The 16,805-nt window shown below is 63.2% G+C and carries 16 protein-coding genes; 10 read left to right on the forward strand and 6 right to left on the reverse strand.

Annotation, left to right across the window (positions count from 1 at the left end; translation table 11 throughout):
* The first annotated feature begins 147 nt into the window (after positions 1-147).
* From NATGR_RS05885 to NATGR_RS05895, 3 genes are all read left to right on the forward strand, one after another.
* Positions 148-1,371: a carboxylate--amine ligase gene (locus tag NATGR_RS05885; RefSeq protein WP_015233386.1), complete on the forward strand. Its 1,224-nt coding sequence runs from the start codon at positions 148-150 to the stop codon at positions 1,369-1,371.
* Positions 1,368-2,606: a prenyltransferase/squalene oxidase repeat-containing protein gene (locus NATGR_RS05890; RefSeq protein WP_005575378.1), complete on the forward strand. Its 1,239-nt coding sequence runs from the start codon at positions 1,368-1,370 to the stop codon at positions 2,604-2,606. The genes NATGR_RS05885 and NATGR_RS05890 overlap by 4 nt, the downstream gene beginning before the upstream one ends.
* Before the next feature lie 94 nt (positions 2,607-2,700).
* Positions 2,701-3,717 (forward strand): lipid II:glycine glycyltransferase FemX, encoded by a 1,017-nt coding sequence (locus NATGR_RS05895; protein ID WP_005575379.1) that lies wholly within the window; start codon positions 2,701-2,703, stop codon positions 3,715-3,717.
* Here NATGR_RS05895 and NATGR_RS05900 read toward each other — a convergent pair.
* From NATGR_RS05900 to NATGR_RS05915, 4 genes are all read right to left on the reverse strand, one after another.
* A complete protein-coding gene (locus NATGR_RS05900) occupies positions 3,691-4,611 on the reverse strand; it encodes a proline dehydrogenase family protein (RefSeq protein WP_005575380.1) in 921 nt (306 codons plus the stop codon). The two genes, NATGR_RS05895 and NATGR_RS05900, sit on opposite strands and share 27 nt — an antisense overlap.
* A 59-nt stretch (positions 4,612-4,670) precedes the next feature.
* Positions 4,671-4,865, reverse strand: a complete 195-nt coding sequence (locus NATGR_RS05905; protein WP_005575387.1) for a hypothetical protein — start codon at positions 4,863-4,865, stop codon at positions 4,671-4,673.
* Positions 4,866-5,038: 173 nt separating this feature from the next.
* A complete protein-coding gene (locus tag NATGR_RS05910) occupies positions 5,039-5,617 on the reverse strand; it encodes a magnesium transporter (protein ID WP_005575388.1) in 579 nt (192 codons plus the stop codon).
* A gap of 34 nt (positions 5,618-5,651) precedes the next feature.
* On the reverse strand, positions 5,652-6,221 hold the full coding sequence (locus NATGR_RS05915) for a magnesium transporter (RefSeq protein ID WP_005575389.1): 570 nt from the start codon (positions 6,219-6,221) through the stop codon (positions 5,652-5,654).
* A 231-nt stretch (positions 6,222-6,452) separates the two neighbouring features.
* On the opposite strand from NATGR_RS05915, the gene NATGR_RS19865 reads away from it, so the two are divergent.
* The 3 genes from NATGR_RS19865 to NATGR_RS05930 all read left to right on the forward strand — a co-directional run bounded on the left by NATGR_RS19865 (position 6,453) and on the right by NATGR_RS05930 (position 9,469).
* Positions 6,453-6,620, forward strand: coding sequence for a hypothetical protein (locus tag NATGR_RS19865; RefSeq protein WP_015233387.1), 168 nt, complete (start codon positions 6,453-6,455; stop codon positions 6,618-6,620).
* Positions 6,607-7,647 (forward strand): magnesium transporter, encoded by a 1,041-nt coding sequence (gene mgtE, locus NATGR_RS05925; RefSeq protein ID WP_005575390.1) that lies wholly within the window; start codon positions 6,607-6,609, stop codon positions 7,645-7,647. Before NATGR_RS19865 ends, mgtE begins: the two co-directional genes overlap by 14 nt.
* Positions 7,648-7,921: 274 nt before the next feature.
* Positions 7,922-9,469 (forward strand): globin-coupled sensor protein, encoded by a 1,548-nt coding sequence (locus tag NATGR_RS05930; RefSeq protein WP_005575391.1) that lies wholly within the window; start codon positions 7,922-7,924, stop codon positions 9,467-9,469.
* A 238-nt stretch (positions 9,470-9,707) separates the two neighbouring features.
* Here the strand turns inward: NATGR_RS05930 and crcB are convergent, their stop codons facing one another.
* Both crcB and NATGR_RS05940 read right to left on the reverse strand, forming a co-directional pair.
* Complete coding sequence (gene crcB, locus NATGR_RS05935) at positions 9,708-10,112, reverse strand: fluoride efflux transporter CrcB (RefSeq protein ID WP_005575392.1); 405 nt, start codon at positions 10,110-10,112, stop codon at positions 9,708-9,710.
* Positions 10,109-10,522: a CrcB family protein gene (locus NATGR_RS05940; protein WP_005575393.1), complete on the reverse strand. Its 414-nt coding sequence runs from the start codon at positions 10,520-10,522 to the stop codon at positions 10,109-10,111. Before NATGR_RS05940 ends, crcB begins: the two co-directional genes overlap by 4 nt.
* 179 nt (positions 10,523-10,701) lie before the next feature.
* Here NATGR_RS05940 and NATGR_RS05945 point away from each other — a divergent pair, with 179 nt between their 5' ends.
* The 4 genes from NATGR_RS05945 (at position 10,702) to NATGR_RS05960 (ending at position 16,757) form a co-directional block, all read left to right on the forward strand.
* Positions 10,702-11,610, forward strand: coding sequence for a cation diffusion facilitator family transporter (locus NATGR_RS05945; RefSeq protein WP_005575395.1), 909 nt, complete (start codon positions 10,702-10,704; stop codon positions 11,608-11,610).
* A gap of 37 nt (positions 11,611-11,647) precedes the next feature.
* The gene (locus NATGR_RS05950; RefSeq protein ID WP_005575396.1) at positions 11,648-12,565 is read left to right on the forward strand and encodes an MBL fold metallo-hydrolase; all 918 of its coding nucleotides are present in this window, start codon (positions 11,648-11,650) and stop codon (positions 12,563-12,565) included.
* A gap of 162 nt (positions 12,566-12,727) precedes the next feature.
* Positions 12,728-14,674 carry an AMP-dependent synthetase/ligase gene (locus NATGR_RS05955; RefSeq protein ID WP_005575397.1) on the forward strand — a complete coding sequence of 649 codons (1,947 nt, stop codon included), beginning with the start codon at positions 12,728-12,730 and terminating at the stop codon, positions 14,672-14,674.
* 115 nt (positions 14,675-14,789) lie between these two features.
* On the forward strand, positions 14,790-16,757 hold the full coding sequence (locus tag NATGR_RS05960; protein ID WP_005575398.1) for an AMP-dependent synthetase/ligase: 1,968 nt from the start codon (positions 14,790-14,792) through the stop codon (positions 16,755-16,757).
* Positions 16,758-16,805: the final 48 nt, after the last annotated feature.

Raw genomic sequence — 16,805 nt, forward strand, 5'->3', positions numbered from 1 at the left:
GCCGCTCGAGTCGCTGGCGCGTACGATCGAGTTACGGATCGAACGGACACCGATAGCGTCTCGGTTGCCATCGTAAGCGCGGTGACCAGTGTGCCGTCTCCGGATACCAACCAGTTACTTTTTGAACTGGGGGATGGGGCTCCGCCCATGCACGCGGCTCCACCGACGGTCCTCCTGCTCGACGGCGATTACGACAACGCGCTGGCGATCGCAACGGAACTTAGCGAGGATCTCGAGGCGACGGTGGTCGGCGTCGGGACGACCCCACACAGCAGACTGCTGCGCTCGACGTACTGCGACGCCGGCCGGGTGCTCCCGCCGCCCGACGATCCGGACTATCCCCGGGCACTGCTCGAGACGATCGAACGGGATCGGCCCGACGTCGTGCTCCCGGTGGGCTACGACTCGATGGCGGCGACCCAGTCGATCCGGAAGGCGATCCCCGACGACGTCGCACTCTGTCTTCCCTCTGAAGCGGCCTTCAACGCCGCGGCGGACAAAGGGGAGACGTTACGGCTGGGGCGGCGGCTGGGCCTCGAGACGCCGGCGGAGTACTCGGACGTCGTGGCAGACCTCGAGGCGGACGGCCGACCGACTCCGGACGGCGTTCTCCCGTTTCCGGTCTTCCTGAAAGCCCGCTGGGAGAACGGCGGCGTGACGACGACACCGGTCGACGAACCGGGCGCGTTCTGGGACGGCTACGATCGGATCGCGGCCGCTGCGCCGGACGGCGACGTGCTGGTCCAGGAGTACGTCGACGGCACCGGCTCGACCCACGCCTGTGGACTGCTCTGTATCGACGGCGAGGTCGAACTCACGATGACCCACGAAGAACTCCGGTCGGTGCCCCGTCACGGCGGCAGTGGGACCCACCTCCGACTCGGGCCGGACGCTGCGGTCGCAACGGCCGCACGGCAGTTGCTCGAGGAGATCGGCTGGCACGGCATCGCGCTCGTCGAGTTCAAGCGCCGGGCCGACGGGACGCCGGTGCTGATGGAGATCAATCCGAAGTTCTGGGCGTCTTACGCGCTGGCAAGCGAGTTCGGCTACCGGTTCGCCTCGACGCTGGTCGCCGATCGGCTCGAGCTCGATCTCGAATTGCCGATCGGCTCGCCGGAATCGAGCGGCGAGATGGTGTTCCCGCTCCGGGAACTGCAGTTCGCAGCGAAAAACAGGGATCGTGAGACGCTCCGAGAGGTGCTCTCGACGCTGTCGACGCGCGGTGCGGCCTGGGACGTCGAACCGACCGACCTCGGCGCGTGGTTGACGCCGCCAGCGTCACTCGTAGAGCGGCTTCCGGAGTCCGCAAGGCGATCCACGACGGAGCGGACGGTAACGGAACCGACGAAACCGATACGGAGCCGACGATGACCGCGACGCAAACGACCGAGCCACGAGACGTCGAATCGACCTCGAGAGCCCCGATCGTCAGTCTGTGCCGCGAGACGCTTGCGTACGCACGCGAGCGAGACTACACCGGTTGGGACTACGCAGACGGGCTGAGCAGCGCTTCCCTCCAGAAACTCCCGTTCGAGAGCAAACTGCTGAACCTCGCGGTCCAGGAGGGAATCAAGCGAGCACCGGTCAACCTGCGTCCGTACTTCAGTGTCGAGCAACGGCGCAACTACAAGGGCGCGGCGCTGTTCGCGATGGCGAACCTCGACGTCTACGCCCTGACCGGCGAGGAAACGTACGCTCGAGAGGCACGGAACCTCGTCGAGTGGTTGCTCGCGGCGGACAACGACTGGTGTCGCGGCTTCTGTGGCGGCGGGCACAGACACCCCCTGCAGGACCTCTCGAGCGAGACGGCGTCGACGCCGGGCGAGGTGTCGGGGGTCGTCTCGACCTGCTACGCGGTGCAGGCGCTGCTCCAGGCAGCGGACGTCCTCGAGGAACCGGAGTACGCTCGGGTCGCGCGGACGACGACCGAGTTCGTCTTCGAGAGCCTCGACTACACCGAGTGTAACGAGGGTGCCCGGATCAACTACACGGCCGAAAACGGTGGGAAAAACGAGGCGAGCGCACCCTATACCCTCAATGCGAACGCGCTGGGCGCGCGGCTCCTGCTCGAACTCGGAGCACACTTCGACGAGCAACGGTGGTGCGAGGCAGGCGAGGCGATCCTCGACTACGTCGCGAGCAAGCAGACGGCGACCGGCGGCTGGATGTACACCGATCCGCCGACGGCCTCTCACCTCTCGATGGACAACTTCCACAACGGCTTCATCCTCGAGTCGCTGCTCCGGTACCGAGAACTTGCGGACTCGAGTCGGTTCGACGCGACGATCGACCGTGGACTGTCGTTCTACCGGGCGGAACTGTTCGCGGACGACGGCGCGCCAAACTGGGACGAGTCGAGCGCGTACCCCCAAGACACTCACGCGGCTGCCCAGGGGATAATCACGTTCACCGCGGCCGGCGACCTCGAGTTCGCCCGCCGCATTATCGACTGGACGACCGACGCGCTGTATGCGGGTGACGGTCAGTTCTACTACCAGCAGCGACGGTTCTATACGAAACGGTTCACCCTGATGCGGTGGTGCCAGGCCTGGATGGCCTACGCGCTGTCGACGTACGAGAGGGCGCGCCGGGACAGGCAGGTGTAAGCGACCAATACACCCCGTCGTCGACGTGTACGAGCCACCAAACGAGGGGTAGTGTGAACGTAGTTATGGGAAATTACCTGAAAGGGTCGGCACGATGGCACTCGAGGTAGAACGGCTGGGTTCCGTCGCGGAGGCAAACCGGAACCAGTGGAACAACGTGGTCGAACAGTCCGAACTGGGGTGTGTCTATCACCGCTACGAGTGGCTGCGGGCGGTCGAGGAAGGGATCGGCCACGAGCCCCACCACCTGCTGGTCTCGAAGAAGGGCAACCCCGTCGCCGTCTTTCCGAACTTCGTCACGGACCTCGGTCGAGTGAAGCGGCTGAGTTCGATCCGGCCCGGCTACGGCGGCCCCGTCACCATGACCGACGAGGAGGACGCCCTCGACATGCTGTTAGACGCCGTCGGCGACGTCTGTCGGGGCACCGTCCTCTACAACGAACTCCGAGTCTACGATCAGAACTACGTCCGCTACAACCACTTCCTCGAGTCGAAGGGATACCAGCCGACGATCCTCTCGTGTCGGTTCACGCTGGACCTGACGCGGGGATGGGACGCGCTCTTTGCGGAGATGGACAGCGAGCGTCGCCGCGGGATCAGACGCGGCCACGACTACGGGTTCGAGGTCGTCGGCGAGGAGATCACCGAGGACAACTGCGTGGCGTTCTACGAGGACTACGCAACTGTCGCCGACCGCGTGGGGCTGCCGACCCATCCCCCTGCGTTCTTCCGGGAACTCCCCCGACTTGAGGATCGACTGAAGCTGTTTACCCTCGAGGTCGACGGCGAAGCCCGCGGCCAGTACATGTATCTCCTCGACGAGGAGCAATCGACGCTGCAACACCTGTTTACGGGCGTTACCGAGGATCAGTTCGAGTATCACGCACCCGAACTGCTCCACGAGCACGCGATCAAGTGGGGGATCGATCGGGGGTACGAGACGTACGAACTCCGTGGCTCGCCGCCGGACTTTCGCAACGGCGTCTTCCGGTTCAAGGAGTACTTCGGTGCCGAAACCATCCCGCTGCTCGTCTACGAACGCGGGCGTCCCGCACCGGCGCTGTCGGTGCTGAACGTCGGCCGGTCACTCACCCGTCGACTCGAGTCCTGACTCGCTGACGGGCACCGACACGCCGAGTTCCTCCTCGAACGTCTCCCCGTTGCGAAGGGGAACGACCGTCTCCGCGACGGCCCGTGCGGTGAACCCGACGTTGCGTTTCGCCCGGTTTATCGCCCACCGCTTCCAGCGGGTGCCGTAGGGAACGAACTGCCGGACGTCCCACTCGGCTGCGAGTGTCCGCTGTGCCCGCGGCCTGACGCCCATCAGGAACTGGAGTTCGAGGTCGGTGCCGTCGGCGCGGTCGATCGCGCACTCGATCATCGCTGGGTCGTGTGAGGCGACGGCGACGGTTCCCTCGACGGTCTCGAACGCCCGTTCGAGGAGTCGCCGGTAGGCGCGATCGACCTGTGGGTCGGTCGTGTACGCGATCCCTGTCGGCCGGTCGTAGGCCCCGCCTTTCACGAGTCGCAGTGTGCCGGGAACGTCGGCGAGTCGCTCGAGATCGTCGAGCGTGCGCTCGAGGTCGGCCTGGAGGCAGACGCCGAGTCGAGCGTCTGACGTTCGGGCGAACTCCTCGTAGGCGTCGAGCGTGGCGTCGACAGTCGTGTGCTCTTCCATATCGAGCCAGACGAAGACATCGTGGACGCCAGCCGCCTCGATGACGTCGGCGAGCAGGTCTCGAAAGAGCGTTTCGTCGCACTCGAGCCCGAGCTGTGTCGGTTTCACCGAGATCGCAGTCTGGCCGTCGAGGTCGGCCGCGGCGAGGTCTTCGACGAGCAGGCAGTACTCCTCGGCGTCGGCGACGGCGGTCGCTCGGTCGCCGTGGTGGGAACCCAGTAGGTTGATCATTGGGTCGATACCCAGTTTCGCCTGCCGGCGGGCGTGATCGATCGCCTCGGCCGCGGTTTTGCCCGCGACGAAGCGGTTCGCGACCGGTGGAAGCATATCTTCCTCTCTGAGGACGACGGGGATAGTTAGTGGCACGTTTCGGCGTCTCGCATCGGTTACCTGGAACTCTCCAGGAGCAACCCGACGAGTTCGAGATAGAGCACCGTTCCGAGGACCACGACCACCAGCGCGAGCGCGAACGAGACGGTCAGTCGGAGTCGGTCGCGAGAGCGTTCTTGCGTTCGAACCGACATCGGCCGGACCAGGTCGAAAAGCGTCAGTGCAACCGTCACCGCGGTCGTCATCGTCATCGCTCGATCACCTGCTGGCAGGAGTCGCGGAACGGTCGGATGCGGTCGGAGGCCGTCTCGACTGGCATACCGACGACGGCAACACCGAAGTACTTGAACGTCAGTCAGACACTCGATACCTGAGACTGCGTCAGACGGCAGTATGACAGGTGTCTGTCGCCGATTCTGTTCGGTCAGAACCCGAGCACGAACGCGGAGACGCCGATGAAGATGACCATCCCGAAGACGTCGACGACGTTAGTGACGATCGGAATCGTCGTGTCGTCGGGGTCGATCCCCATGCGATACGAGCCGTAGGTCGCCGCGAAACTGAAGACGATCGCGATGGCGGCGACGGACATCCCGCTGACCAGCGAGATCACAAGGAGTGTCGACAGCGGCAGCGGCGAACCGATGACGATCCCCAGCGCGTAGGCACCGATTGCAAGCGCGGTGAAGATCGTCGCTGCGAGTGCGAGGATCGCACCGACGTTCGCCCACAGCACCCTGTCGGTCGGGTCGAGTTCCGTCGTTCCCAGGTGAAACCGCGTCGAGAGCCGCGAAGAGAGGATCGCACCGAGGTTGCCGCCCATGTCGACCATCGTCGGCACCATCACCGCGAGGATTGCGTACTGCTCTAGCATCTCTTCGGCACCCTCGAGGGTGATCCCGGCCCAGAGGACGATGACAGAGAGGACGATCAGCAACGGGAACATGTTGCCGACGATCGATTTCCAGTCCCACGTGCCAAGCGAGCCCTGTGGGGCGACCATCAGGCAGTCACCTCCCCGACCGCTGTCCGACCGCTCATAGAATCGCCCCCACGAGCAGGATCGAAAACCACAGAAACGCCATTCCGAAAATGTCCCCGAGGGTCGTGACGATCGGCCCGACGAGGTTGTCCGGATCGAGACCGAATCGGTAGAAGAAAAAAATCACCAGGAGCAACCCGGCGATCATCACGACGGACGTCAACACTCCGGCGATCAACATGATACCGACGAGTTCGTACAGCGCCGCGGCTTCCCATCCAAGCACCAGCAGCGCCAGCCAGGTGACGACGCCGATGACGATCGAGATCCCGATTCCGTTGATAAACGAGGCGAGAACGGCGTTGACGAGTCGTTCGTTGCGCTCGAATCGCGGCTCGAGCAGCCCCTGGTGAAGACCACTCGAGATGCGGCCGCCGAGTGCGCCGTAGACGTTCCCTCGCGTCGCCAGAAAGACCGGAACCATCACGAGCAACCCGGGAAACCGCTCGACGCTCTCGAGAATGTCTTCGAGTACTAACCCGGCGAACAGTCCACCACCGAGTGCGATCAGCAGGACCGGAAGTGCCTCGCGATAGATCGACCAGAAGTCGCGCCGAACGCTCATATCCGTTTATCACTCAGTGCCTTGTTAAACGTGTGGGAATGCCGGAACTACTGTTCCCCCGAAACGGCCACTCCGAAACAACCGCTGTGTTGGTGAACTACCCCACCCTACTCGCTCACCGCTGACGCGGTTTCGCTCCTTGAGGAAGGGGACTTACGCCTAATTCCAGCTACACCCAGTGGTAGTAACAAAAGAAAATCTTGATGAGGCCGGTCTAAAAAGTGCGACTGTATGCTGGACACCAACCACAGCAGTCGTCTCTCGTTCGACGTAGCGATCACCGAGCGTGTTCGCGAACGCCTTTCTACGCTCGGAAAACGACTCTTCGACCGTCTCGACGGGGGTTTCATGGGCGTCATCCGCTCACACGTACGGGGTGAAGTCTATGGGGGCTGCTAGCGGCCGCGACCTCGAGTTCCACGCGGATCGCGCCGCCGAGATTACCGACGACGAGTACGTCGCCGTGACCCAGGACACGTTCGTCGGTCCTGCCATCGAGAAGTTTCGTGAATTCGACCCGACAGCGGAGGAAACGACTGTTTACTACCTGTACGTCACCGATAACTCGGACCGGCTCGTCGGCGTCATGTCGCTGCGGGAACTGCTCAACGCGCCTGAAGACGACGTCGTCGAAGAGCACATGGTCACCGACCTCGTGACGATCGATGGCGACGCAGACCCCGAGTACGCCGCCGACGAGATCGTCGAACGTGATTTCCCCGCGATGCCCGTCGTCGACGACGACGGCGTCCTCGTCGGTGTCCTCCGGACCGACGATATGATCGAGGTCGTCGAAGAAGAAGCCACCGAGGACATTCTGAAGTCGGCTGGTTTCTCCTTTGCCGACGTCGAGAAATCCCGGAGTTCGGCGATCCTCGAGTCCTCGATTCCGCGTATCCTCCGGCTGCGACTCCCGTGGCTCATCGTCGCGCTCGCGGGCGGCCTGCTCGCCGGCGGCGTGATCGAACACCACGAAGAGACCCTCGAGGGCGTCGTTGCACTGGCGTTTTTCGTCCCGGTGATTATGGACATGGGCGGGAACGTCGGCACGCAGGCGTCGACGATCTTCGTCCGTGGGCTGGCACTCGGTCAGATCGACGACCGCAACGCGGTGCGTCACTTCGCCCGCGAAGGACTGATCGGGCTCCTGATCGGACTGATCATCGGTGCCATCGGCGCTGTGGCCGCGTACGTCTGGCAAATCGACGAACCGTACGCGTTCGAACTGGCGACGGTTGTCTTCGTCGGTCTCGTCGCGGTCTGTGTAGTCGCGTCGGTCGTCGGATACGTGATCCCCTGGCTTATGAACAAGTTGGGCTTCGACCCAGCTGCGGCCTCGGACCCGCTAATCACGACCGTCAAAGACGTCACCGCGTTGTTGATTTACTTCGGACTGGCCGCAATCTTGCTCGCGGAGCTCCTGTAATACTGTCGGACAGAAATCAACACGAAGTCGGTCGCGGATTCGCGGCCGTCGCCACCGGTGACGGCCCCAGCAGAGCGACCGATCGTCACGTCGTTCTGTCCGGCAGTATAAGCCACACTCTCGGTTTTCGGTTCGAACGGCAAAGAGCAGGGGTCACCAGACACTCGAACTCGAGGACGCCAGAAGCGACGGGACGAGAGCCAGTCGCTCGGAACGTTTCTGCAGTGTGGAACTGGCCACCACACTTATTCGTTGTATTCGAGTGACAGTGCATATGCAGGCACCCGAACCAGGGGAGTCCCTCGCGGATGGGGAGTCGATCGGGACTGAGTACACCGCCACAGAACTGGCAGACGAAATCGGATTGACAGCGGAAAACGTTCGGTGGCGAAAGGAGTTCGTCGATTTCACCGCCGAGGACGAGCGACGACTCGAGAGCCTGAACGACGTCGTCGACGCGCGTCACGACGACCTCGTCGATGCGTTTCTCGAGCCGCTCACGGGCTACGAACGGACTCGAGAGATCGTCGATCGGTCGCCACGGACCGAACAACAGCTCGGACAGATCGTCTCCGGCTACCTGCAGACGCTGACCGGTGGCAGCTACGATCGCCGGTACTTCGCCCACCGGACGCGGATCGGGCGACTCCACGACCGACTCGAGATGCCGCGTTATTATTTCGGCGGGATGTTCGCGAACCTCAACACGATCTTCTTGGAGGAGATCCGCGACGCCACGAAGCGCCAGGTGAAAGCTGCTCTCGAAGAGGACGGAGGAGAACGGACCGAAGAGGCTGTTCTCGAGGCGATCGACGACGGATTTTCCGATATGGCGGCAGTCGTTCGCGGGACGAATCTCGACATGCAGGTCGTCAACGACACCTACCTCCACTCCTACAGCAAGAGCGTGGAGGCTATCGAGGAGAAACGACAGGTCGCCGAACGCGTCAGGGAGTCCGTCGAAGACCTGCGGGAGACGACCGACTCCGTCGCCGGTCAGTCGACAGAGATCCAGCAACTCACGGACGAACAGACCAGTTCGATAGCAGAGACGGCCGGCGAGGTGTCGGACCTCTCGGCGACTGTCGAGGAGATTGCCTCTACCGCGGAGGAGGTTAGCGCGACGACCGAGAAAGCCGAACAGGTTGCGACCGACGCAGCCGGGACCGCCGAGAACGCGATCGAGGAGATGGAGCAGGTCGAAGACGCGACCGAAAACGTCACCGACGACGTGCAGGCGCTACGGGAAAGCGTCGACCGGATCGACGAGATCGTCGAGGTGATCAACGACATCGCCGACCAGACGAACCTGCTCGCGCTGAACGCGTCGATCGAAGCCGCACACGCTGGCAGCGAGGGTGATGGCTTCGCGGTCGTCGCCGACGAGGTCAAGTCCCTCGCCGAAGAGTCACAGCAGGAAGCGTCGAACATCGAGCGTCGAATTGGTCGTATTCAGGAAGACACCCGAACGACCGTCGAGAGTCTCGAGCAGGCCAACGACGCCGTAGCGGACGCCGTCGGAGACGTTTCCGAGACCGTCGCTGGACTACAGCAGATCCGCGAGACGGTCGAAGAAGCGAGCGACGGGACTGGCGAAGTCGCCGCAGCGACCGACGATCAGGCTGCAAGCACCGAAGAGGTTGCGAGCATGATCGACAGCGCACTCGAGCAGGCACGGGCAGTGTCGGATCGGGCTGACGCGATCGACGAGGCGAACGATCGGCAGTCCGAACAAGTAGAGACGATCGCCGAGGAGGTCGGGGCTCTTATGCAGGTCGGCGACTCGTCCGAGACGGGCAGGGATCGACTTGCGAGGGACTGATACGGGTTACTGTAACGATTTACCGGCGCAACCGCCGCCCGGGTCGCAGTTGTGCCGAAAATGACTTACAGTAAACCGTATGATACGGTTTGCTGTCCGTCAGTTCCGGCGGGCCCGCGAGCCCGCCTGCGGTCGCGCCGGGACATCGGTACAGTAGTCCGGGTGAGACCGATTGCTGTTTGCAGTTGCTCGCCAGACGGGGTCGGCGATCGGCGGGAACTAACTACAGTAACCCGACTCAGACGACGGCGACGACCGCCCACGCGAGTCCGATCGCCGTGAGCGAGACGAGCAGGTTCGCGGCGGCGTTGCCGACCGCACGCAGTTGCTCTCCGCGTTCGTACAACTGGACGGTTTCGACCGAGAACGACGAGAACGTGGTGAACGAGCCACACGCACCGATACCGAGCAGTTGGATTGTCGACTCGTCCGCGCCGGCGAAGATCGCCAGTCCGAAGACGAAACTACCGATCACGTTCACGGCAAGCGTCGGCCACGGGAACCGCTCGCTCGAGAACTGCAGGTAGACCCAGTGGCGCAACAGCGCGCCGATGGCGCCGCCGGTGCCGACGAGGTGTGCGGGTTCGGGGTCGAGCGTGACCGCGAGTGCGTCGGCAAGCAGCGGCGGGGCGGCGACGCTCATGCCGTCTCACCTCCGGGGGACGATCGCACGCCGGCGGTAACGCGACGCGCGACGGACCGACTCGCGATGACGGCCGTAAAGCCGATGCCGTAGTTGGCAGCGACGATGGCGAGTACCAGCATGGGGTCGGCGGCGGTGGCCGTCTGGACTGCGAACGTGCTGTAGGTCGTCAGCGAGGAGAGAAAGCCAGTCGTGAAGACGATCCGCGATTGTTTCCCGACGAGACCGGCGTACTCGGCCTCGTAGACGAGAAAGCCGAGAGCGAAGCTTCCGAGGACGTTGACGAGCAACACCGCTGGTACCGCCGCGAACAGCTCCACCGCGAAAAAGCGGAGGTTCGAACCGGCGAACCCGCCGATAGCGATCAGTGCGAGCGTCTCGAGTCGAACGAGTGGGTGATCGGTTGCCATAGCTGACTGGTAGACAGGGACCGTCAGCCGCCCACGGGTTCGTGCGAGCGCGGCAGTTGGGTCGGGCGGGCCCCATCGCCCGGTGGTAGGGGTCGATTCTCACAGGACCGGCATGAGGGTTGTGGAACGGGTGTCGACGGAAGGAAAGACACAAGTTTAGACTCGCTCTAAATCAGGGTATGGTCGACCACAACGAGAGGGCCGGATTCGCGCGGGCAGCGTGGGTGAACGTCCTCGGGAATGCCGCAAAAATCGTCGTCGAGGGTGCCGCAGGCCTCGTTTTCGGCAGCGTGGCCTTGCTCGCGGACGCGGCCCACTCGGTCGCCGATCTCGTTTCGAGCGTGGTCGTCCTCGTCTGGGGGAAGAGTGCCTACGACGAACCAGACGACACACATCCACACGGCCACGACCGGATCGAACCCCTGACGGCGCTGTTTGTCGGGGCCGTCCTCGCCGTGCTCGGACTGTCGCTGCTGTACGAGTCCGTCCAGGGGCTGCTCGTCCTCGATCCACCCGAGGCGAACCCCCTCCTGCTCGCGGCGCTTGCGTTTGCGATGGTCGACATGTACCTCGTCTACCGCTACACCGAGTACGTCAACGCCGACCTCGGCTCGACCGCGCTCGAGGCGCTCGCGGTCGACTGCCTGAACGACATCTACACGACGATCGCCGCCGCCGTCGGGATCGTCGGCGTGTTGCTCGGCCACCCACTGCTCGATCCGATCGCCGGCGGACTGGTCAGTCTTCTGGTCGTCTCCCAGGGCGTCGAGATCGGCCGCGAGAACCTCGACTACCTGGTCGGCGCAGCACCCGACTCCAAGAAGCGAACGGAGATCACGGAGACGTTGCGCGCCCACCCTGCCGTCGAAGGCGTCCACGACCTCACAGTCTTCTACGACGGCACCGTCCTCGAGGTCGAGGTCCACGTCGAGGTCGACGGCGACATGCCGTTCCGTCGCGCCCACGATGTCGAGTCGGAGCTCGTAGACGATCTGCAAGCGACAGAGGACGTCGGGGACGCCCACGTCCATCTCGATCCGTCCGGAATCGGCGAGTGGAAAGCAATCTCCGAAGATCGAAGACCATGAGAGCTTTTACCTCGCCAGTCGGTGGATCAGAACGAGCATGGAAGAGACCCTCACCGAAGTGACGACGGGCGACTGTTCGGACCTCTACTACGTCGACACCGGCATGTACGACACGAGTGGCTACGGTGTCGCCTACGTTCTCGATGCGGAACGACCTGCCGTCGTCGAGACTGGGATCGGGACCAACCACGAACGGATACTCGAGGCGCTCGACGAACTCGGCATCGAGCGCGAGGAACTCGAGGTCGTCGCCGTGACCCACATTCATCTCGATCACGCCGGTGGTGCGGGCTTTCTCGCGGAGGCGTGTCCTAACGCCGACGTCTGTATCCCGGCTGCTGGTGCGAGTCTGTTGGCCGATCCCGGACGACTGGTCGCGGGAACGAAATCGGCCGTCGGCGAACAGTGGCAGTACTACGTCGAACCGGAGCCGATCCCGGAAGAGCGGATCGTCAAACTCGAGGACGGCGACGTAATCGACCTCGGAGACCACGAACTGCGCGTCCACGCGGCGCCGGGACACGCGTTCCACCAGGTCGTCTTCGAGGACCCCGTAAACGATGCGGTCTTCACCGGCGACGCCGCTGGGATCTGGCTCCCCGATCGCGAGCAGATCGTCGAGACTTCGCCGCCTTCTGACTTCGACCTCGAGCAGTGTCTCGAGGACGTAGCGACGATGAAAAGGATCGATCCCGACGTTCTCCTCTATACACACTTCGGACCGCGATACGTCGGCGAGGACCTAGAGGACGCCCTCGAGGAGTACGCGACCGTACTCTCGGAGTGGGTCGAGACCGTCGAGGCGAAACGCGCGCAACTGGAAGACGACGAGGCCGTCCTCGAGTACGTCGCGGAGGCGACGGAGCTGGCGGACGCTTGGAGCGACCACAAGGCACGCGCCGAGGCGAAGATGAACGTCCGTGGCGTACTCGGGTATCTAGACGAGTCGGCGTAGCTCGGTAGCCGGAGCGGTCGGCCACGGTGAGAAGCGATCCGTTTTGACGCCAGCTACTACCGACGGTCATCGTCGAGAATAAACGCGAGTACAAACTAGACCAGTTTACATACATTTTATCGCATACGAGTCACCTTCACACAGTATATGGAGACCCAGTATATGAACTGGAAGGGGGCCGAACGGGAGTACGACGACGAGGTGATCGGGGAGACGACGCTCGGACGACTGTTCGAAAACACGGCCGAACGAAACGTCAATCGCCCAGCACAGAAGTACAAGGGGGGCGTCTACGAGCGATCGTTGACCGGGACAGTGCTATCGACCGCTACGCCGGGCGAATTCCGGACGATCTCCTACGCCGAGATGCGGGACATCGTCCGTCACCTCGCGGCCGGCTTTCGCGAGCTCGGCATCGACACTGGAGACCGCGTCGGCATCTTCGCGAACACCCGGATGGAGTGGGCACAGGCGGACTTCGCTCTCCTGTCGGCCGGCGCAGTGATCACTACCGTCTACAAGAGTTCTTCGCCGGACCAGGTCCGCTACCTGCTCGACGACCCTGACGCCGACGGCGTCGTCGTCGAGAACGAAGACGTCCTCGAGCGCGTTCTCGAGGTCGAAGATGACCTCGACCTCGAGTTTCTCGTCTCGATGGACGAACTCACGGAGTACGCCGACCGCGACGACGTGTACGGGCTCGCCGACGTCTACGAACTCGGTGTCGACGCGTTCGATCTCGAGACCTACCAGGGGTGGGTGGACGAGCCCGGGCTGGACGACCTTGCGAGCCTGATCTACACGAGCGGAACGACGGGCCAGCCGAAGGGGGTCGAGCTCACACACGGGAACTTTCGGGCGAACGTCAACCAGATCCGAAAACGGATGGCACCGCGGCCGGATAGAGACGACGACGTGGCGTCGGTCGACGAGAATTCGCTGACGGTGTCGTACCTGCCGCTGGCTCACGTTTTCGAGCGGACGGCCGGCCACTTCTTGATGTTCGCCAGCGGAGCCTGTGTGGGGTACGCGGAAGACCCCGACACGCTTCAGGAGGACTTCGAGACTGTCGAGCCGAACACGGCGACGAGCGTCCCGCGGGTCTACGAGAAGATCTACGACGCGATTCGCGAGCAGGCGAGCGAATCGGCCGTCAAAGAGCGTATCTTCGACTGGGCGACCGACGTCGGCGTCGAGTACCAGGAAGCCGATACGCCGGGTCCGATTCTCTCGGCGAAACAGGCGCTCGCGGACAAGCTCGTCTTCTCGACGGTTCGGGAGGGTCTCGGAGGCAACCTCGAGATTCTGATCAGCGGCGGCGGGAGTCTCTCGAAAGAGCTGTGTACGCTCTATCACGCGATGGGGTTGCCCATCTACGAGGGGTATGGTTTGACCGAGACTGCGCCCGTCGTGACGGTCAATCCGCCCGAAGAGCCCAAAATCGGCACGATCGGCCCGGCACTCCCCGACGTCGAGTTGCGGATCGACGAGTCCGTCGCCAATCAGGCGGCGTTCGACGACCCCGGCGAGGTTGGTGAACTCCTCGTGAAGGGCCCGAACGTCACCGAGGGATACTGGGACAAGCCGGGCGCGACTGATCGGTCGTTCACCGAAGACGGCTGGTTCAAGACAGGTGACATCGTCCACCTGCGTCCGGACGGCTACGTCGAGTTCCGGGATCGCGTGAAGCAACTTATCGTTCTCTCGACCGGAAAAAACGTCGCACCCGGCCCGATCGAAGACGCCTTCGCCGCAAGCGAGGTCGTCGATCAGGCGATGGTCGTCGGCAACGACGAGAAGTTCGTCGGTGCGCTTCTCGTTCCCGACACGGATCACGTCCGTGAATGGGCCGAGAAAGCAGGAATCGACCTGCCAGACGAGCCCGGCGATCTCTGTGACGACGAGCGCGTCCGTGACCACATCCAGGAAGAAGTCGACCGAATCAACGAAGAGTTCGAGCCATACGAACGGATCAAGCAGTTCGAACTCGTGCCACAGGAGTTCACCGAGGAAAACGAAATGCTGACGCCGACGATGAAAAAGAAACGCCGAGTCATCCTCGACCGGTTCGAGAATCGCGTCGACAGGATTTACGACGAAAACCTATAGAGTCCCGCAGATAAATCTGGTCACTCCAAGAGACCTGTGACGTACGTAGTTCGGTTCGGTAACGGTATATTATACCCAGCTTTCATGTAGGTGCGCGTCCATGGTACGGGAAACCATGGGCTGGAAAGATGCAGAACGAGAGTTCGAAAGCGACGTCTTGGCGACCGAGACGCTCGGTCGGATGTTCGAGAAGACGGTCATCCGAAACGCCGACGCGGTCGCCCAGCAGTACCAGGGACACGTCTACGACCGAAGCCTGGCCGACGTGGCGTTTCCCGCTGCATCGGACGGAAAGTACGCTAGCCTCACCTACGCCAAAATGGGAGCAGTCGTTCGTGCGCTGGCAGCCGGCTTCCGCGAACTGGGGGTCGAGACCGGTAACCGCGTCGGTATCTTTGCACAGACGCGCCTCGAGTGGGCCCAGACCGACTTCGCCTTGCTGTCGGCCGGCGCGGTCGTCACCACCGTCTACAAGGGGTCTTCGCCGGAGAAAGTCCAGTACCTGCTCGACGATCCGGGCGCAGACGGCGTCGTCGTCGAAAACGAGGAACTGCTAGAGCGAGTGCTCGAGGTCGAAGACGACCTCGACCTCGAGTTTCTCGTTTCGATGGACGAACTCGAGGGGTACGACGACCGCGACGACGTCTACACCCTGGCGGACGTCTACGGAATCGGCGACGAAGCGTTCGAGTCGGACGCCTACCAGCGGTGGCTCGACGAACCCGACGTGGACGACCTGGCGAGTATCATCTACACGAGCGGAACGACGGGACAGCCGAAGGGAGTCAAGCTCACCCACCGTAATTTCCGGGCAAACGTCAACCAGGTCTATCGGCGGGTCGGTCCACGGCCGGACAAGGACGAAGAGACGGCGTCGATCGACGGTGACAGCAAGATGGTCTCGTACCTACCGCTGGCCCACGTCTTCGAACGCACTGCGGGGCACTTCCTTCCGTTTGCCGCCGGTGCGACCGTCGCCTACGCCGAGAGTTCCGAGACGCTCAAAGAGGACTTCGGCACGGTCCAGCCGACCGGAGCGACGAGCGTGCCACGGGTGTACGAGAAGATATACGACGCCATCCGCGAGCAGGCGACCGAATCGGCCGTCAAAGAGCGCATCTTCAACTGGGCGACAGCGGTCGGCCGAAAGTACCAGCGGGCCGACGATCCAGGACCGATCCTCGAGGCCGAACTCTCGATCGCGGACAAACTCGTCTTCAGTCAGGTCAAGGAGGCACTGGGTGGTAACATCGAACTGCTCGTCAGCGGTGGGGGAACGCTCTCGTCGGACCTCTGTACCCTCTATCACGGGATGGGGCTGCCCATCTACGAGGGGTATGGCCTGACCGAGACCGCACCGGTCGTCACGACGAACCCACCCGAGGAGCCAAAGATCGGCACCGTCGGTCCGCCGGTCGTCGACTGTGAAGTCACCGTCGACGACTCGGTCGTTCCCGACGGCGAGACAGCAAACACCGAAGGCGAGACCGGCGAACTGCTGGTCAAAGGGCCGAACGTGGCCGAAGGGTACTGGGAGAAACCCGAGGCGACCGATCGGGCTTTCGAAGATGGGTGGTTCCGCACCGGCGACATCGTCACCATCCGACCGGACGACTACATCGAGTTCCACGAGCGACGGAAGCAACTGCTGGTGCTCTCGACCGGCAAGAACGTCGCACCAGCCCCGATCGAGGACGCCTTCGCCGCACGCGAACTCGTCGAGCAGTGTCTGGTCGTCGGCGACGGCGAGAAGTTCGTCGGCGCGCTGATCGTCCCCAACGTCGACGCTCTCCGTCGGCGCGCCGAAGACGAGGGAATCGACCTTCCCGACAGCGCCCAGGAAATCTGTGATCACGCATGGGTTCGTGAGCGCGTCGACAGCGAGGTCGAGGCGGTCAACGAGCGGTTCGAGTCCCACGAGACCATCAAGGAGTACCGGCTAATCCCGATCGAGTTCACCGACGAGAACGACCTCCTGACGCCGACGATGAAAAAGAAGCGTCGGGCGATCTTAGACGAGTTCGAGGCGGAACTCGAGTCGATCTACGCGGAAAATCAACTCGAGCAAACCCGGACGGCCTGATACGGTCTGTTGTGATCTTTCCCGGTGATCGCTCGAGCGGGGCAGCGA

It is taken from the genome of Natronobacterium gregoryi SP2, from assembly GCF_000230715.2.
In the GTDB taxonomy this organism is placed as follows: Archaea; Halobacteriota; Halobacteria; order Halobacteriales; family Natrialbaceae; genus Natronobacterium; species Natronobacterium gregoryi.